Raw genomic sequence first — 15,953 nt, 5'->3', positions numbered from 1 at the left:
GGAGGTTCACGGTGGCATGGAATACCCAGCCGCGCACGCTGGAAATCGTCAGCGACGCGATTCCGGAGCACTACGGGAAGAAGATCTTCGAGCCTGTGCGTTTCAAGGGCGTAGACAAGCTTGGTCGGCTCTTCGACTACTGGATCGACGTGCAGACCATCGAGGCGGATAGCCTGTATGTCAACGACATGGACAAGCTTGTCGACGTCAGCAAGCTAGTGGGCAGACGCCTGACCGTGAAAATCGCCATCGAAGGCAGCGGCACGCTGGAAAATGGCGAGGTCAACATCGGGGCCGATGTTCGCGTGATCACGGGCGTGATTGCCGAAGTGAAGTGCCTGGGCGCGGACGACCGGCGCGTGTTCTACCGCCTGCGCCTGAGATGCCTGCTCTGGCTTGCGTCGTTGAACCGCGACAACCGGCATTTCCGGGACAAGACGGTAAGGGAAATTTCTGACGAAATCCTGAAGAAGTATCCGTTCAGTGTCCGGTGGAACCTCATCGGTGCGGGCAATGGAAGCCGGAACTATCCGAAGCGGGACTATCAGCGCCAGTTCTGGGAGTCGGACTTTTCCTGCTTGAGCCGGCTTTGGCAGGAGTGGGGCATCACGTTTTATTGGGACGGCGACACCCTGGTGCTGATGGACAACGCAGGCTACCCCGGCCACGGCGCTGCCTACAAAAAGGTGCGTTACCTCGAACGGGGCGGCCAGCGCATTGACGAGGAGCATATCCACAAGCTGGAGTATTCGCGCGGGCTGACCACGGGCAAGGTGGCCGGTATCGACTACGACTACACGCGCGCCACGAACCGGCAGTTCAAACGCAGGATATCGAACCATCGGGACGCCGCGAACGACAACGCCGAGGAATATACCTGGCTGGATTACGCCCAGCCTCAGCAGGGGGCGATGGGACTGAATGCCGAACCGAACGACTACGAGTTCGAAGGCGACCATCTCGCGCGTGTGCGCGTCGATGCACACCGCAGCAAGTCACTTGTCATCAAGGCCGAGGGAAACCTGCGCGGGGTGATGGCGGGCCACCAGCTCACGGTTACGGATCATCCGTTCGCTCCGGTCAACCGGAAATACATCGTCACGGGCACGAAGATCGATATCGTCAACAACGATTCGGTCACGCAGGGCGACGCGCTGAAGCGCGAGTATACGTGCAGGACGAAGTTCACGGCGATCCCGAACGACCACTATTACCGCACGCCGCTGAAGGCGGCGAAGCCGCGCGCGTTCGCGGAGAAGGCTGTCGTCACCGGCTACGACAGGAAGGGCGTCCTCACCGACCCGATGGCACGTATCCGCGTCAAGTTTATCTGGGACCGGGTGAACAAACCCGATGAGGAAGCGTCGTGCTGGGTACCGCTGATGCAGGTGTGGCAGGGGCAGCGATACGGGGGCATGTGGATTCCGCGCGTGGGCGATCATGTCTATATCGGATTTGTAAACTCGGACCCGGATCGACCCTTCATCCTGGGCAGTCATGTGACGGACCGCAACGAGGTGCCGTGGGACCTGTATGCGAACCATGCGCTCTCGGGCTGGCGCAGCCAGGACCTGGACGGCTACGGCAAGGGATCGAACACGGTGGTGACCGACGATACTCCCGGCCAGCTTCAGGTGCAGGTCACGAGCGACCATGCCAACTCAAGGTTCGTGGCGGGCTACAACGTGCGCATCGACGGCAACAAGGGACGCTCGCAGGCACGGGGCGAGGGAATCGAGGTTGCCACCGACGCGCATGCCGTGATGCGGGCGAATCGGGGCATGCTCATCACGACCGAGGCTCGCAACGGGGCGACGGCTCCCGTGAAGGACATGGGCGAGACGATTACGCGCCTTGACGACGCTCGCGCCTTGCACGAGCGGCTGGCGGGAGATGCGCAGGCAAACAGTGCCCAGGATGCGGGCGGGGATCAGAAAGCCGTCGCGGCAGCGATCAGGGCGCAGAACAGTGCCCTGACGGGCCAGGCCGGTGCCGGCAAATTTCCTGAATTTGCCCAGCCCCACCTGACCCTGGCAAGTCCAGCCGGTATCGAGTCCAGTACAGCGGGCAGCACCCATGTTGCGAGCGGGGAACATCTCGCGATGACGAGTGGTGCTCACGTTGCCATTGCGGCGGGCGGGTCATTTTTTGGGACGTTTGGCAACAAGCTGCGCATGACTGTTCAGAAGTCCGGGATGTGGCTCGTCGCAGTATCGGGCGACATTGATCTGCGCGCGCTCAAGGACAGCATCAACCTCCTGGCCAAGCTCAATGTCACCGTTACTGCCCAGAAGATCACAATCAGCGCGAAGCAGGAAGTCGAAATCCGGGGCGGTGGCAGTTTCACGCGATGGAGTAACGGAAAGATCTACAACGGCACGCCGGGGCAGTTTGAAATACATTCCGGGGGCCGCCTGTTTACAGGACCGGATTCGGCTTCCCAGCCAACGCTTCCTGAATCGGCGCCTGGCCACCAGGAGTTGCATTTCTCGCTAGGCGCACTGGCGAACGGCGCTGCCCACCGCTATGTGGAGGAGCCCTATCAACTCTACAAGGGCAAAGCGCTGATCGATAGTGGCGTGACCGATGAGTACGGGCGTGTGGTGGTGAAAAACCACGAGCCAGGTACGACCGAATACTGCGTCGAGCTTTGCAACGGCGGGCAGTTCAACCTGAAGGTCAAGGATGCACTCAATCCCGATGCCGACCATATCGATCAGCGCAGCAGCCGGGGCGAACGCGCAGTCTGACGGCTACGCTGAAAAACAGGAAACGAACCAGTCATGTCCAATCTGAAAACACAGAATCCCGTTGACGTTGCCATTGCTGAAGCAGGCCGTGAGGCGCAAGGCTCGGTTCAATGGTTGCTCGAAAAGAAGACCTGCCCGGACGCACCCGAGATTACGGAAGGCAACGATCTTCAGTTCTTTGTCTGTGGTCAGGAAGGTTTTGGCCAACTGTCCAAAGATCTGCACGATGCAAAGTCGACGGTCGATATCGTCTGCTGGGGCTTTGATCCGGGTATGGAACTCGTGCGCACCCGCGATGCATGGCCGCGCGACTTGCGATACGGTGATCTGCTCGAACAGTTGGCCCGGGATGGAGTGCGGGTGAGATTGCTGCTCTGGTTTGATCCGAGAGCATCGAGAAAGCAGAACAGCATGCCGGGTTATACCGATGAGGCTGTTTCCTGGGTGACGAGTCCCGTCCAATGGAAGGTTCAGGGTGATGATCCCTACGACAACAAGGCGCGTCATGACTGGTGCAAGGCTTGGTGGGAACGACGCGGCCTCAAGGATGACCGTGTTGAGCCAGGCAAGGCTCAGTATCCTGATCATCTTCAGATCGTGTTGCGCAGTATTGAAAAGTCCGCCGTACGGGATCTGCTGGCTGCCGACATCAAGGAAGAGGACCCGCCCGATTCGAGATGGTATAGCCCGGTTGACGAAGCGGCCTTACTGTGGAATTACCCGACGCATCACCAGAAACCCGTCCTGATTGACTATGCACACGACGATGGCAGTAAGGCGGTGGGTTTCGTGATGGGACTGAACTCTGTCACGGACTTCTGGGATACGGCGCAGCATTCGATTGAAACGGGTCTGCGCGAAACTGCAACAAAAGCGACGACGTGGAAGGATGAAATTGACCACGAATACAAGAGTGACTTTGGCGACGGCGATCCAGGCGAAACTCAAAAATTGGCGGCGATTCACGGCGGAGCTTACAAGTCCATCCGCCCGTACCAGGACTATGCCTGTCGAGTGGTGGGGCCAGCGCTGAGGCGGTTGCACGAAAATTTCGAGAACGGCTGGAACGGGTTTGCGCCTTCGCAGTGGAAAACGTCAGCGAAGAATGGCGATCCGCTGCCGCCGAAGATTCCCACGCTTTCGAAAGATCCGGCACAGCAGGTGCAAATCGTTCGGACTCAGGCTGCGGAAAACGAGAAGACCATCAAAAAGCTCTATTTCCAGGCTACGAGCGTTGCGCGTAACTATATCTATATTGAAAACCAGTACTTTTTCTATCCGGAGTTCGCGCGTCACCTGAAAAAGGAGCGAAGAAAGTTCTGTCGGGCGTGGGCGAATCTGGCGAAAAAGCCGATGACAGCCGTGCCAAATCTGCATCTCTTCATTGTCATTCCTCATCCGGAAGATGACGGAATGGTTCCACGCACGTTTGACACCTTGACTGAGTTGGGAAGGAGCGATGCAATGCCCGCACAGGCGGGCTATGTCGATGCTGGGAAAGCCGATCAGCAATACGGCGAGCATTCAGCACAGGCGACTTACACCACGACATTCCACGATGAGAATGGTGACCCGGTCAGCGTTGCCCGCACTCATCCAGTGCTGGATCGGCCCAGCGTGGACACGCTGGAAAGGACGATGGGGCTGAAGGTCAGCGTGGCGCGCCTATGCACAAGTGGATCGGTAGACGGGAAGATGGCATATCGGGAGATCTATATCCATTCGAAACTGATGATCATTGATGATGTGTTCTTTACGCTCGGTAGCGCGAACCTGAACCAGCGCAGCATGTCGGTGGACAGTGAGATCAATATCGCGGCAACTGGGGTCGACCATGCGTCCGAGTTGCGCGGCGATGTATTTGGACTTCACTCGGGTACGACGATTACTGGTGACGGCGGTCGAGACGTGATGCCGGAAGTATTTGTTAACTGGGAGCATCTCCTAGAAAAAAACTACAAAACATGGAAAGCCGGGAAGGAGAAATTGACGGGATTTCTTGTGAAATTCGAAGACCAGCGGTCTACCAGTACGAAGCATGCCATGACTACCATGCCTTCCTCCACGGATGATCAGACCGCACTGACATGAAATTCGTATCCGCTCGATATCTGATCGGCCTGTGCCTTCTTGTTGTCGTGACACAGGCCGCCCTTGCCGTATCCCCAATTCACTATTTGACGACTGCCATGTCCAGTTCCGATTTGCCCCGTTATACGAAACTGCCACTGTTTGCTCCGCACCGCAAGGATTTCACATGTGTGTATCAGGAACAGCATCTGACGCCCGTCGATCCTCAGGCCGATCTGTGGTTCCAGCAGGCACTCGCGTTGGAACTCGATCCCAATATCTATTGGGAAGACAAGGACTGGAGAAAGATCTACCAGCTTTACCAGCAGGCAGCGGAACGCAACCACTGGAAAGCGATGCTCAACCTCGCAGGCCTGATCCTGAGTGACTATCCGGTTCCTGTGAGGGACCCGGAGATGGCAACCCGCTGGGTGGAGAAGGCGATGCAGCTAGGGGTGCCAGATGCGTGGGACACGATGGGTGTCTATCACATGAAGGGCATTGTCAAGGGCGGAAGTGCCACGAGTGCCTATGCGTTTTTCCAGAAAGCGGCGGACATGGGTAGCCCGTCGGCCCAGGCGTTCCTGGGCGCGGCGCTTAACGCCGGTTGGGACAATCCGGGCAATGGGTTTTGGGCGAATATGCCTGTTGCAGTGAAGATGCTCGAATGTTCTCTGGGGCAAGGTTACGGTGACGCGGCGGATGAACTGGAGTTCATTTATGCCGCTCCCCACACACCCGACGCAAACCTTCGTGCACTAAGAGTTCTGCATGAGGGCGTAAAGCTCGGTAGCGCGAAGTGTGCGAATTCGCTAGCCGCTGAATTTAGCGGATTCGATCTGTCCACTGGCAAAAATATCGCAGGCTACGTCGATAAGGAGCGGTCCAAACGCTACCGCAAGATCGGCGATGTCCTGAAGTGGTATGAAGGCACCCTGAAGCTCCCCAACTTGGACAAGGTGTTGCCGCTTCCTCCGGCAGCCTTGCCGAAATGGGACGGCGACGCGCAAACGCTGATCGACGCAGCAAAGGCCGTTACTCCGCCACCAGCATCTCCAACGCGCTCGTCACAGTCTGAACCTCACCCGGCTCTAATGAAAGCCGGGCTGCTGCGACAACTCGCGGACAGACCCCAACCATTGCGCTGCGATGGCGGGCACAAATGCCCGCAGTCCGGCATATGGGAGGCTCGCGTTGCCGCAGATCATCCGCTTGCCGCACTGTATAACCGCTGGGACCGGCAAGCGTTCGTTGAGAGAGGTGCCCGCTTTCCCGAGCCGCGACAGCAGCATCTGGATATATCCGCTCACGAAGTCAGCTGGACCTGGCTGGGTAGCCCGAATCAGCTTCGTGTAGCAGATGTGTATGACATTGCCCTGTAGGGCCTGTTTGTATTTGCCTCGTCAGGAGAAAGAATGGCACGTCAGGTTATCGTGACAGGCGACGCACTCGTCCCCTTCGGTGGAAAAGTCGTTGGAGGATCAGAGGTGGACAACTTAGATGGTCGCAAGGTTGCCCGCAAGGGTGACCAGGTGAATTGCGCGGAGCACGGCGTCAATCCGATTGCGGAGGGGGACGACTCGACACTCGTCGATGACAGGCCTGTGGCGCTTGAAGGGCATCGGGCTTCGTGTGGTTGCACATTGGTGAGTCGTCAACAAACATCGTCTGTAGCGTGACGGAAACGTGTATTCGTATTGACCTTGAAAAGGCAGAACTTGCTCAGAAGAGCTGCCATGTGACGTGTGAGTGCTACCTCATACGGACATCAAGTGACCAGTCGGGCCGCTCACCCGGCCCCTTTCAAGATGGGGTGTTTGTGGAACGTGCAGCACGCAATGTTGCAATGTCAGCAAAACTGATTGAAGGGTTGCTGGCGAAGCCATGGCGCTACGGGTTTTTCGCGCTCATGCGCCGCATCAATGCGAACCCCGCCACCTATCCGGTCGGCGCGGCACTCCTGCCGCAGGCGGAAACCTTTCGCGTCGGCCAGAAACCCAGCCTTATCTTTGCGCCGAGCGAGGTCGCGGAAGCCAGGATCAAGGGCAACAAGTTGCATATCCGGCTTCACAGCCTGGGCATGATGGGCCCCAACGGGCCGTTGCCAATCCATGTCACGGAGATCGCACGCGAGCGCGAAGAGCTTCGGGGAGACGCGACGCTGTGCAACTTTCTCGACATCTTCCATCACCGCTCGCTCTCGCTCCTGTACCGTGCCTGGGCGTCGGCGCAGGCGACGGCGAGTCTCGACCGGCCCGATCACGATCGCTTCTCGTTCTACATCGGCTGTCTTTCCGGGGCGTCACCGCGACAGAACCGTACTGTGATGCTGCCCTCGCATGCACGCCTCGCGTCGGGCGCGCATCTGGTGTGCGAGGCCCGCAACCCGGACGCGCTCGCCATGGCGGTCGCGCATCACTTTGGCGTGCCCGCGCGCATCGAGGAGTGGTCGCTGCATTGGACCGTACTGCCGCCGGAGCTTCAGTGCAGGACGGGGCAGGAGCGCATGTCCGCCGCCCTGGGGGGAGGGGCGGTGCTGGGCGAGCAGGTGCCTGGCAAGATGCATCGGTTCTGCCTCGTGCTCGGGCCGCTCGACATCGGGACGTACCACAGCTTTACACCACGCGGCGCCGACCTGCTGCGGCTGGTCGCGCTGGTACGGGCGTACATGGGCCTGGAATACGAGTGGATGCTGGAACTGCAGATCAGGCCGCATGAGGCGACGCCCGCAAGGCTGGGGGGCCGCCAGCAGCTCGGCTGGTCGGGGTGGCTAGGGGAGTCGCCTACGGGCGGGCCGGTCGTCGGCATGCGCTTCGAGCCGGAGCGTTATGTGGCCCAGCTTGTGGGGAACACGGCAAAGGGGCAATGAACCATGAACATGGAGATTCTCGATGAACTGTGCAGGCAACTCGCGCCGATGGTTCCGGCGTTTGAGCCGCGGTAAGCTTGCAGGCCCACCGTCGCTATCGTGAGTTCTGCATTGATGCGCAGACCGGTTGGAGAGATACCGAACTGCGTTGTGTATGTGGGGGCTAGTGATTCTGGCCGACCCAACGGCAGACGTCATTCGACTGACCGCACTGGAGATACCCGACTCGCTCAGGCCGGCGCCACCAAGGCCGATGCCGGACACGCGCATGGTTCACTGAGCCGAAAAATCGTACGGTGTAATTTACGCAAAAACTCAATCTTGTCTGCGGCATCTGGAGGCTGATCGGGGACGGCATCGGGCAGTACATGAGGGAGCACGGCTGCAAGGCCGCCGCGTTGATCGTGTATCCGGCGCACAGGGATGAACTGCTTGTGACGCTTGACGCGCAGGACGCGGATCTTCCGCCGCTTACTAGCACATCAAGAGGACCTGCAGTCTGGCATAGACATTCACCTGCAGTTCGCACCCACTCACCTTCGCCCACCGCCCTTATCCGCAGTTCAAGCACCGCTGGCACGAGCAACCCGTTGAATGCTCGGCAACGCCAGTCCCGCTTGCACGATCCCGAACCACTTCGTGTGCTTCCATCAAGCACCGGAGATACCAGACCAATTTCCCATCGCGGCTGTGCAGACGGTCGAACCGGTCTTGCTCGCGGTGGCGTCGGGCGGCGATGCGCTGGCCGATCAATGCGCGCAACTCGTGGGCGGCCGGGATGGCCAGCGTCTCCACGGCACGTTCCATGACACCTGAATCGGCCCATGCCCAGAAGCACCGACGGCATGTGTCGTGGAACGGGAAGCGAGTTGGCATGGCACTCCACTGGGGAGCCGGTCTGTAAGACCCAGAACACACCATTGAACGCGCCGCGTCTGTCGAGCCGCTGTGGTTTTTTCCTTTTTTGCTAGCAGGCAATTCCGATAGCAACGTCGCGACACGCATCCATTCTTCATTCGTAATTTCAGAAACTGATTTCACACATTGCCCGCGCGAGATTTTGCGAACACGTACGGTAAAGCAGACCCGCAAGGAGATGCCTTGCGGGAAATCAGAGGAACTCAAATGCACGGCGCACGAAGCGCTGTCAGTTCGAATAACGACGCCACCCATGTCCACTAAGCCTCGCGGAGGCACGGAATTCATTGAGAAATTGTAAAAGCGACGCGCGGCGCAGTCTCGATGTTGCGGCTTATCGAGTTTGCTTGTCGGAGGTCAGACCTTGCATGCAAAGAGGCTCGTAAAATCCGTTGGAGCCTGAAGCGGTGGTTCAGTCTTTATGGGGGAATATTTAGTAGTGTTTCAGATCGGCTCAAGGAAGATCAGTTAAATATGGTGAATAAGAAGACCTTTGGACGGGCATTGATACCCTTGGGGGCAGGACTTGTCTCATCTCTTTCCGGGTGCAGCAATCTTGACGTGCTCGATCCGAAAGGCAGTGTGGGCGTGGCCGAAAAGTCACTGATCGGAACAGCAACCATGGCGATGCTGCTGGTCGTCGTGCCTGTCATCGTCATGATGCGGATACGGGTATGAGCGCCGATGACTTCGTACCGCGGGTTGGGATGCGCAGTGGCACCTCTTACGCGCTCCTCCCCCGCAACGCCCAGTTGAACACCCGCCGGGTGTCGGACGCTGGTTTTGTCAGCCGGTCGAACAACTGGGCGACGGCGCCGTCCAGTTGCGCAAATGCCGGCGCTTTCGCGACATCGAAAGCCACGGCGGGCGTCACCTGTCTGCACTCAGCCGAACCGAAAAGCGGACTTTCCACCACCACACCGCTATATCGCGCGATCAACGAATCCAGCCGCGCCACGATCGACTCGACATGCGCCGCGTCTACCGCCGCCGCATTAAGCGCCACCGCTTCTTGCAATCCACCGCGTCGCGCAGGCCGATTCAACACCCGCGCCCAATGCAGGCAACACAGCAGCGACCCGGTCGCCAGTTCGACATCCGGATTCCACACCACCACGCGTTGCGTCTGCAGCGGCCGCAGCGCCATCCGCAGATCGTGCCAACTGCGATCGAGCTTACGCATCGCCGCAACTGCATCAGCCGCTTGCGCGCCTGCCCCAGCGAGCCGCACCACGTCGCGTAACGCGCCCAGCACCGCCGCAAGTCTCGCCTCGACATGCCGCGTCGCTGCCAGCGGCATCATCAGAATCGCGACGGCGAACGACACGAGGCAACCCACCAGCACTTCTTCGATCCGCATTTCGACCAACGGCCCCATTGCGAACCCCAACTCGCCATAAACCAAGCCGACGAGCACGGTGATGAAAAACACCCCCGGCGCATACGCGCTCAAGATGTAGTAAGCCCAGCCGAACACGCACATCACCATCGCGCTCACGAGCAGCACCGGCGAGTCGTGCAGCGGCGCGACCAGCAACACGCTGACGAGCGCTCCAGCGAGCGTCCCAACAAGGCGCTGCGCGCCGCGATACACCGTATCCGCGCGCGACCGTGTGCCGAGAAACACGACGAACGTCGTAATGACCGCCCAGAACCAGCGCTCAGGCGAAAGCGAATGGCCGATCAGCATCGCGAGCAACGCAGCGGTCGTGGCGCGCGTGGCGGGGAGCCAGCAGAGCTTGCTGCGCAAGTCGGCGAAGCGCTGCGCCGGGGTCAACGCAACTAAAGCACTTGCTGTTGCCGAAGAAACGCGTCGCATGTCGCCTCGATGTGCCATTTCCCTGAGCCGCGCAATCGCGTGACGCAATACATCGGCGCTCGCCTTGACGCCATCATCCGCGGGTCCCGATGCGAACGCATACTGCCCAGCCGCCACTTCCACTTCGACGATCCGTTCACGAATCGTCTCCGCATCGGACGGATTCAGCAGCGCCAACTGTTCTTCGAGCGACAGCGCGGCTTCGTTCAACGCGGAGAGATGCGCGGCAACCGGCGCGTGAAGCACACGCGACGCGCGCAGCGTCACCGTATGAACGGCGAGGCGAAAGCTCGCCGCGGCTCGCATCGGCATGATCACGCGGCCCACCAGCGCGACCATCAACGGGCCGAAAGCGGACAGCAGAAGCGACTGCACGAGATGCGTCGTCGAGGGATGCAGATACAGGCCCAGGTAAAAACACACCACGGCCAGCATCGCGCAGCCTATTGCACGCGGTCCGCATGCCTGGCACAACATGCCGACGAACATCACCGCGAGGAAGCCCGCATCGCCGGCCAGAGGATAACGGCTCAACACGCTCGCCATAGCAAAGCACACGCAGGCGCAGAGATAGAGGTAAAAGAGCGTGCCGAACCAGGCAGTCCGCCGCGCATCGCGCACGAACAACGGCGCGACCATCGCAAAGAGGATGCCGGGCGCGGCGAGCGTGATGGGCTGACCTTGGGAAACGGTCCACGCGATACTGGCGACGCCGGTGAGCAGGCAGGCGAGCGCGACGCGCAGCGCGGTATGGAGGCGCACGAGTCCCGGGTCCGCAGCTAGCAGGCGGTCGGCGACGCGCGAAAACGCGGCAGCAATCATGATCGATGATGTCCAGGCTGATTGGCCGCCACCGGCTTTTGGCCGATTGCGACAGGGCGGGCGCGTGGGCCCGCCACCTTCGTATCGTCGGACTGGGCCGCCATGCCGGGATCACCGGCTGACGGCGCCGTCCGTCGACGGGCGATAACACTTCGAACAGACACGCCGAATGCGCTACAAAGGGTGGTGCAGCGCATCCAGCGGGTTCGGGTTTTCCCGAATGATACCGGGTCAAAATTGCGCTTGTCGAATTTTTGCCGCAGCGCAGCAGCACGCGGCGCACGTCAAACTGAGGCAAGCCAAACCGCGCTCGCCTCAAGTCGCGTCGTGGAAAATCACCCCTAGCGTATGCCGTTGGCCCGAGCGCAAGCGGCTTACGCCATGCCGCAGATTTACCCGGTAAGGACCGCGCGTCCCCTGAACCGGCCGGTGATGGACCGCGAACACCACCGCATCGCCCTTGCCGAGCGGCACCACTTCCGTACGCGACTGCATGCGCGGACGCTGCTCCGTCATCACGAATTCGCCGCCGGTGAAGTCCACGCCGGGCTCGGACAGCAGAATCGCGGCCTGCAGCGGGAATACATGTTCGCCGTAGAGATCCTGATGCAGGCAGTTGTAGTCGTCGGTGGCGTATTGAAGCATCAGCGGCGTGGGGCGCGTCTGACCGGCGGCGTGGCAACGCCCGATAAATTCCGCATGCGCGGCGGGATACCGAACGTCGATCCCCATCGCCTCATTCCAGCGATTCGCCACCGGTGCGAGACGCGGATAGAGCGCAGTGCGCAAATCGCCGATCAACGGCGGCAGCGGATAAGCGAAGTACTTGTATTCGCCGCGGCCAAAACCGTGCCGTGCCATCACGACGCGGCTACGAAACAACGCATCGCGCGGATAGAGAGCAGTCAGCGCATCGCATTCCTCCGAACTGAGCAGATTGCGCAGCATCGCGCAGCCGTGCGCGTTCAATTCTTCTTCGACATCGAACCAGTCGATCGCGCCGATACGCTGCGCAGGCGAGCCACGCGTCCCCGCTTCAGCGCCTTTCACCTCCGGCTTCTGTCCCGCGCCAGCTTTCAAGTCCAGCGCCAATTCCAGCGAGTGCGACTGCAAACCCTGTGCAACCGTATCCATCAACCCTCTCCATCAAGCGATCACCAGAACGATGCTTAAGTGTAAGCACGGGCGTGATGCCGCGCACCCCGACTCTTGCTTTTCAATTCCGTACTGTTCACGGCCGGTACCTCGGCAACGAGCGCATGATGTTCAGAACGATTCGGTCGCAGCACCCCGCCACACGGCAATCCAGCGAGCCTTAAGCAAATCCAAACGCCCGCTTCGAAAATGCAAACTTCGCAGGACAGGCTGCCTCGTTCATAGTAAGACCCTATAAGCCCAATACGCGTATCTGGAGACTGTGCCCATGTCTGCTTCCCCGCAGAAACTCGACGACTGGCTCGACAAGCAGGAGGTGCTCAAAGACGACATCACCGCCTTTCCACTGAAGGCGATGGCCGCCACGCTCGATCGCGAAGAAAGCGGCGACAGCGTGCCGCCGCTGTGGCACTGGCTGTACTTTCTGCCAGTTGCGCCGATGTCCGAAGTCGGCCCGGACGGCCATCCGAAGCGCGGCGGGTTTCTGCCGCCTGTGCCGCTGCCGCGCCGCATGTGGGCTGGCGGCCGGCTGACCTTTCACGCGCCCCTCAAGGTGGGCGAGCATGCCACGCGGACTTCGACTATCGCCAATATCGAAGACAAGACCGGCCGGTCCGGCCGTCTCGTGTTCGTCACGGTGCAGCACACCATTGAAGCGGGCGGCGAACTGAAGCTCGAAGAGGAGCACGACATCGTCTATCGCGACGCGCCGCAGGAAGGCGCGCGGCCACCGCAGCCGCAGCTCGCACCGGAAGGCGAAACGTGGCGCCGCACGATCGACGCCGACGCCGTCATGCTGTTCCGCTACTCGGCGCTGACCTTCAACGGCCACCGCATTCACTACGACCATCCCTACGTCACGGAAGTCGAGGGCTATCCAGGCCTGATCGTTCACGGTCCGCTGATCGCGACGCTGCTAGTCGATCTGGTGCGCCGCGAGCAACCCCACGCCACGCTGCAAAGTTTCGCTTTCAAGGCGGTGCGTCCGACCTTCGCCGGCCAGGCTTTCACGGTGTGCGGCAAGCATTCCGCCGACGGCAAGATCATCGACTTGTGGGCCAAAGACCACAATGGCTATCTGACCATGCGCGCCACGGCCGCTATTGCCTGAAGTTCGCCTGAGCTTCGCCTGAACTCCAAGAGATTCGACTATGCAAACCACGCAGCAGGATTCCTTTCAGGACATTCGCGAAGCCGTACGCGATCTGTGCCAGCAATTTTCCGGCGAGTACTTTCGCAAGATCGACGAGGCACGCGGTTATCCGGAAGCCTTCGTCGACGCGCTCACCAAGGCCGGCTGGCTGGCCGCGCTGATTCCGCAGGACTTCGGCGGCTCGGGGCTGGGGCTGACGGAAGCGTCGGTCATCATGGAAGAAATCAATCGCGCCGGCGGCAACTCGGGTGCCTGCCACGGCCAGATGTACAACATGGGCACGCTGTTGCGCCACGGTTCCGAAGAGCAGAAGCACAAGTATCTGCCGAAGATCGCGTGCGGTGACTTGCGTCTGCAATCCATGGGCGTGACCGAGCCGTCCACGGGCACGGACACCACGAAGATCAAGACCACCGCCGAGCGACGCGGAGACCGCTATGTGATCAACGGCCAGAAGGTGTGGATCTCGCGCGTGCAGCATTCGGATCTGATGATTCTCCTCGCGCGCACCACGCCGCTTGCGGACGTCAAGAAGAAATCGGAGGGCATGTCGATCTTTATCGTCGATCTGCGCGAAGCGATTGGTCACGGCATGACCGTGCAGCCGATTCTGAACATGGTCAATCACGAGACCAATGAACTGTTCTTCGACAACCTCGAAATCCCCGCCGAGAATCTGATTGGTGAAGAAGGGCAGGGCTTCAAGTACATCCTCGACGGGTTGAATGCGGAGCGCACGCTGATCGCCGCCGAATGTATCGGCGACGGTTACTGGTTCGTCGACAAGGTCACCGAGTATGCGAAAGAGCGCATCGTATTCGGCCGTCCGATCGGCCAGAACCAGGGTGTGCAATTTCCGATCGCGCGATCGTTCATCAATGTCGAGGCGGCCAGCCTGATGCGCTTCGAGGCGGCGCGCCGTTTCGATGCGCATCAACCGTGCGGCGCACAGGCGAATATGGCGAAGCTGCTCGCGGCTGACGCGTCCTGGGAAGCGGCCAACGCGTGTCTGCAATTCCACGGCGGCTTCGGCTTTGCTTGCGAGTACGACGTCGAGCGCAAATTCCGTGAGACGCGTCTTTACCAGGTCGCGCCGATTTCCACCAATCTGATTCTTTCGTACGTGGCCGAGCATATTCTCGGGCTGCCGCGTTCGTTCTGACCTTCGGGCGCCAACAACATGAGACCACTCGACGGTATCAAAGTCGTCACGCTCGAACACGCGATCGCCGCGCCGTTCTGTACGCGTCAACTCGCGGATCTCGGCGCGCGGGTGATCAAGATCGAGCGGCCCGGCGTCGGCGACTTTGCGCGCGGCTACGACGAGCGCGTGCATGGACTGTCATCGCATTTCGTCTGGACCAATCGCTCGAAGGAAAGTCTTGCGCTCGATCTGAAACAGCCTGCCGCGGCGGAGATTCTCGACGCCTTGGTCGCCCACGCGGACGTACTCGTGCAGAACCTCGCGCCCGGTGCCGCGGACCGGCTCGGTCTCGGTTACGACACGCTGAGCAAGAAGTATCCGAAGCTGATCGTCTGCGATATTTCCGGCTATGGTTCCGACGGCCCGTACCGCGACAAGAAAGCCTACGACCTGCTGATCCAGAGCGAATCGGGTTTTCTGTCGATCACCGGTTCGCCGGGCGAGCCGGCCAAGGCCGGATGTTCGATTGCGGATATTGCGGCCGGCATGTACGCGTACTCGAACATTTTGAGTGCGCTGCTGATGCGTGGCCGCACGGGGCGCGGTTGCCGCATCGACGTGTCGATGCTGGAGAGCATGGTCGAGTGGATGGGTTATCCGCTCTATTACGCGATCGACGGTCAAACGCCGCCCGCGCTCTCCGGCGCGGCGCACGCCACGATCTACCCATACGGACCGTTCCCCGCCGGTGACGGCAAGACGGTGATGCTAGGTCTGCAAAACGAACGCGAATGGAAGCTCTTTTGTGAACGTGTATTGATGCAGCCGGAACTCGCTACCGACGAGCGCTTCAACTCGAACTCGAAACGCACGTCGGCGCGTGACGCCTTGCGCGAGGTGATCGTCGCGGCCTTTGCGAAGCTGAGCGCGGCGCAGGTCATCGAACGGCTCGATAGCGCCGGCATCGCCAACGCGCAAATGAACTCGCTCGGCGATGTGTGGGCGCATCCGCAATTGAAGGCGCGCGAGCGCTGGCATGAAGTCGGCACGGCGGCGGGCGTGGTGCCCGCCTTGTTGCCGCCGGGTTTGCCGACGGATGTCGAGCCGCGCATGGACCCGGTTCCCGCGCTCGGTGAGCACACCGACGCGATCCTGCGCGAACTCGGCTACGACAGCGCGCGTATCGACGCGCTGCGAGCCGCCGGCACGATCTGAATGTTTCCTGTGCCGGCGCGTGAACGACGCCACGCCGG

11 protein-coding genes and 1 pseudogene are annotated in these 15,953 nt (G+C 60.5%); 10 read left to right on the top strand and 2 right to left on the bottom strand.

The features are described from left to right. Window positions 1-11 precede the first annotated feature (11 nt). The 7 genes and pseudogenes from HF916_RS26395 to HF916_RS26365 form a co-directional block, all read left to right on the top strand. Window positions 12-2,750, top strand: coding sequence for a type VI secretion system Vgr family protein (locus tag HF916_RS26395; protein WP_168791680.1), 2,739 nt, complete (start codon window positions 12-14; stop codon window positions 2,748-2,750). Between the two features lie 33 nt (window positions 2,751-2,783). Then, window positions 2,784-4,841 carry a phospholipase D-like domain-containing protein gene (locus HF916_RS26390; RefSeq protein WP_168791679.1) on the top strand — a complete coding sequence of 686 codons (2,058 nt, stop codon included), beginning with the start codon at window positions 2,784-2,786 and terminating at the stop codon, window positions 4,839-4,841. After that, window positions 4,838-6,202: an SEL1-like repeat protein gene (locus HF916_RS26385; protein WP_168791678.1), complete on the top strand. Its 1,365-nt coding sequence runs from the start codon at window positions 4,838-4,840 to the stop codon at window positions 6,200-6,202. The genes HF916_RS26390 and HF916_RS26385 overlap by 4 nt, the downstream gene beginning before the upstream one ends. Before the next feature lie 33 nt (window positions 6,203-6,235). Then, window positions 6,236-6,499, top strand: a complete 264-nt coding sequence (locus HF916_RS26380) for a PAAR domain-containing protein (protein WP_168791677.1) — start codon at window positions 6,236-6,238, stop codon at window positions 6,497-6,499. Between the two features lie 167 nt (window positions 6,500-6,666). Continuing rightward, a complete protein-coding gene (gene tssG / locus HF916_RS26375; protein ID WP_168791676.1) occupies window positions 6,667-7,689 on the top strand; it encodes a type VI secretion system baseplate subunit TssG in 1,023 nt (340 codons plus the stop codon). A 594-nt stretch (window positions 7,690-8,283) separates the two neighbouring features. Beyond that, complete coding sequence (locus HF916_RS26370; protein WP_168791675.1) at window positions 8,284-8,505, top strand: hypothetical protein; 222 nt, start codon at window positions 8,284-8,286, stop codon at window positions 8,503-8,505. Window positions 8,506-9,081: 576 nt separating this feature from the next. Next, a pseudogene (locus HF916_RS26365) lies at window positions 9,082-9,267 on the top strand (cytochrome ubiquinol oxidase subunit II); the annotation flags it as partial. Between the two features lie 64 nt (window positions 9,268-9,331). On the opposite strand, the gene HF916_RS26360 reads toward HF916_RS26365, so the two are convergent. Both HF916_RS26360 and HF916_RS26355 read right to left on the bottom strand, forming a co-directional pair. Beyond that, complete coding sequence (locus tag HF916_RS26360; protein WP_168791674.1) at window positions 9,332-11,248, bottom strand: FUSC family protein; 1,917 nt, start codon at window positions 11,246-11,248, stop codon at window positions 9,332-9,334. 315 nt (window positions 11,249-11,563) lie between these two features. Further along, a complete protein-coding gene (locus tag HF916_RS26355; RefSeq protein WP_206001861.1) occupies window positions 11,564-12,382 on the bottom strand; it encodes a 2OG-Fe(II) oxygenase in 819 nt (272 codons plus the stop codon). 289 nt (window positions 12,383-12,671) lie between these two features. On the opposite strand from HF916_RS26355, the gene HF916_RS26350 reads away from it, so the two are divergent. The 3 genes from HF916_RS26350 to HF916_RS26340 are packed head-to-tail and all read left to right on the top strand — an operon-like array spanning window position 12,672 to window position 15,915. After that, window positions 12,672-13,514 (top strand): FAS1-like dehydratase domain-containing protein, encoded by an 843-nt coding sequence (locus HF916_RS26350; protein ID WP_168791673.1) that lies wholly within the window; start codon window positions 12,672-12,674, stop codon window positions 13,512-13,514. A gap of 40 nt (window positions 13,515-13,554) precedes the next feature. Further along, complete coding sequence (locus HF916_RS26345; protein ID WP_106282754.1) at window positions 13,555-14,718, top strand: acyl-CoA dehydrogenase family protein; 1,164 nt, start codon at window positions 13,555-13,557, stop codon at window positions 14,716-14,718. 18 nt (window positions 14,719-14,736) lie between these two features. Further along, window positions 14,737-15,915: a CaiB/BaiF CoA transferase family protein gene (locus tag HF916_RS26340; protein ID WP_168791672.1), complete on the top strand. Its 1,179-nt coding sequence runs from the start codon at window positions 14,737-14,739 to the stop codon at window positions 15,913-15,915. Window positions 15,916-15,953 lie beyond the last annotated feature (38 nt).

This window comes from Paraburkholderia aromaticivorans (assembly GCF_012689525.1).
Classification (GTDB): Bacteria; Pseudomonadota; Gammaproteobacteria; order Burkholderiales; family Burkholderiaceae; genus Paraburkholderia; species Paraburkholderia aromaticivorans_A.
This window is presented reverse-complemented; position numbering and strand designations above follow the sequence as displayed.

Coding starts and splice junctions, on each gene's coding strand:
- HF916_RS26390 (WP_168791679.1), top strand. CDS start 2,784: ATGTCCAATCTGAAAACACAGAATCCCGTTGACGTTGCCATTGCTGAA.
- HF916_RS26385 (WP_168791678.1), top strand. CDS start 4,838: ATGAAATTCGTATCCGCTCGATATCTGATCGGCCTGTGCCTTCTTGTT.
- HF916_RS26380 (WP_168791677.1), top strand. CDS start 6,236: ATGGCACGTCAGGTTATCGTGACAGGCGACGCACTCGTCCCCTTCGGT.
- tssG (WP_168791676.1), top strand. CDS start 6,667: ATGTCAGCAAAACTGATTGAAGGGTTGCTGGCGAAGCCATGGCGCTAC.
- HF916_RS26370 (WP_168791675.1), top strand. CDS start 8,284: ATGCTCGGCAACGCCAGTCCCGCTTGCACGATCCCGAACCACTTCGTG.
- HF916_RS26360 (WP_168791674.1), bottom strand. CDS start 11,248: ATGATTGCTGCCGCGTTTTCGCGCGTCGCCGACCGCCTGCTAGCTGCG.
- HF916_RS26355 (WP_206001861.1), bottom strand. CDS start 12,382: ATGGATACGGTTGCACAGGGTTTGCAGTCGCACTCGCTGGAATTGGCG.
- HF916_RS26350 (WP_168791673.1), top strand. CDS start 12,672: ATGTCTGCTTCCCCGCAGAAACTCGACGACTGGCTCGACAAGCAGGAG.
- HF916_RS26345 (WP_106282754.1), top strand. CDS start 13,555: ATGCAAACCACGCAGCAGGATTCCTTTCAGGACATTCGCGAAGCCGTA.
- HF916_RS26340 (WP_168791672.1), top strand. CDS start 14,737: ATGAGACCACTCGACGGTATCAAAGTCGTCACGCTCGAACACGCGATC.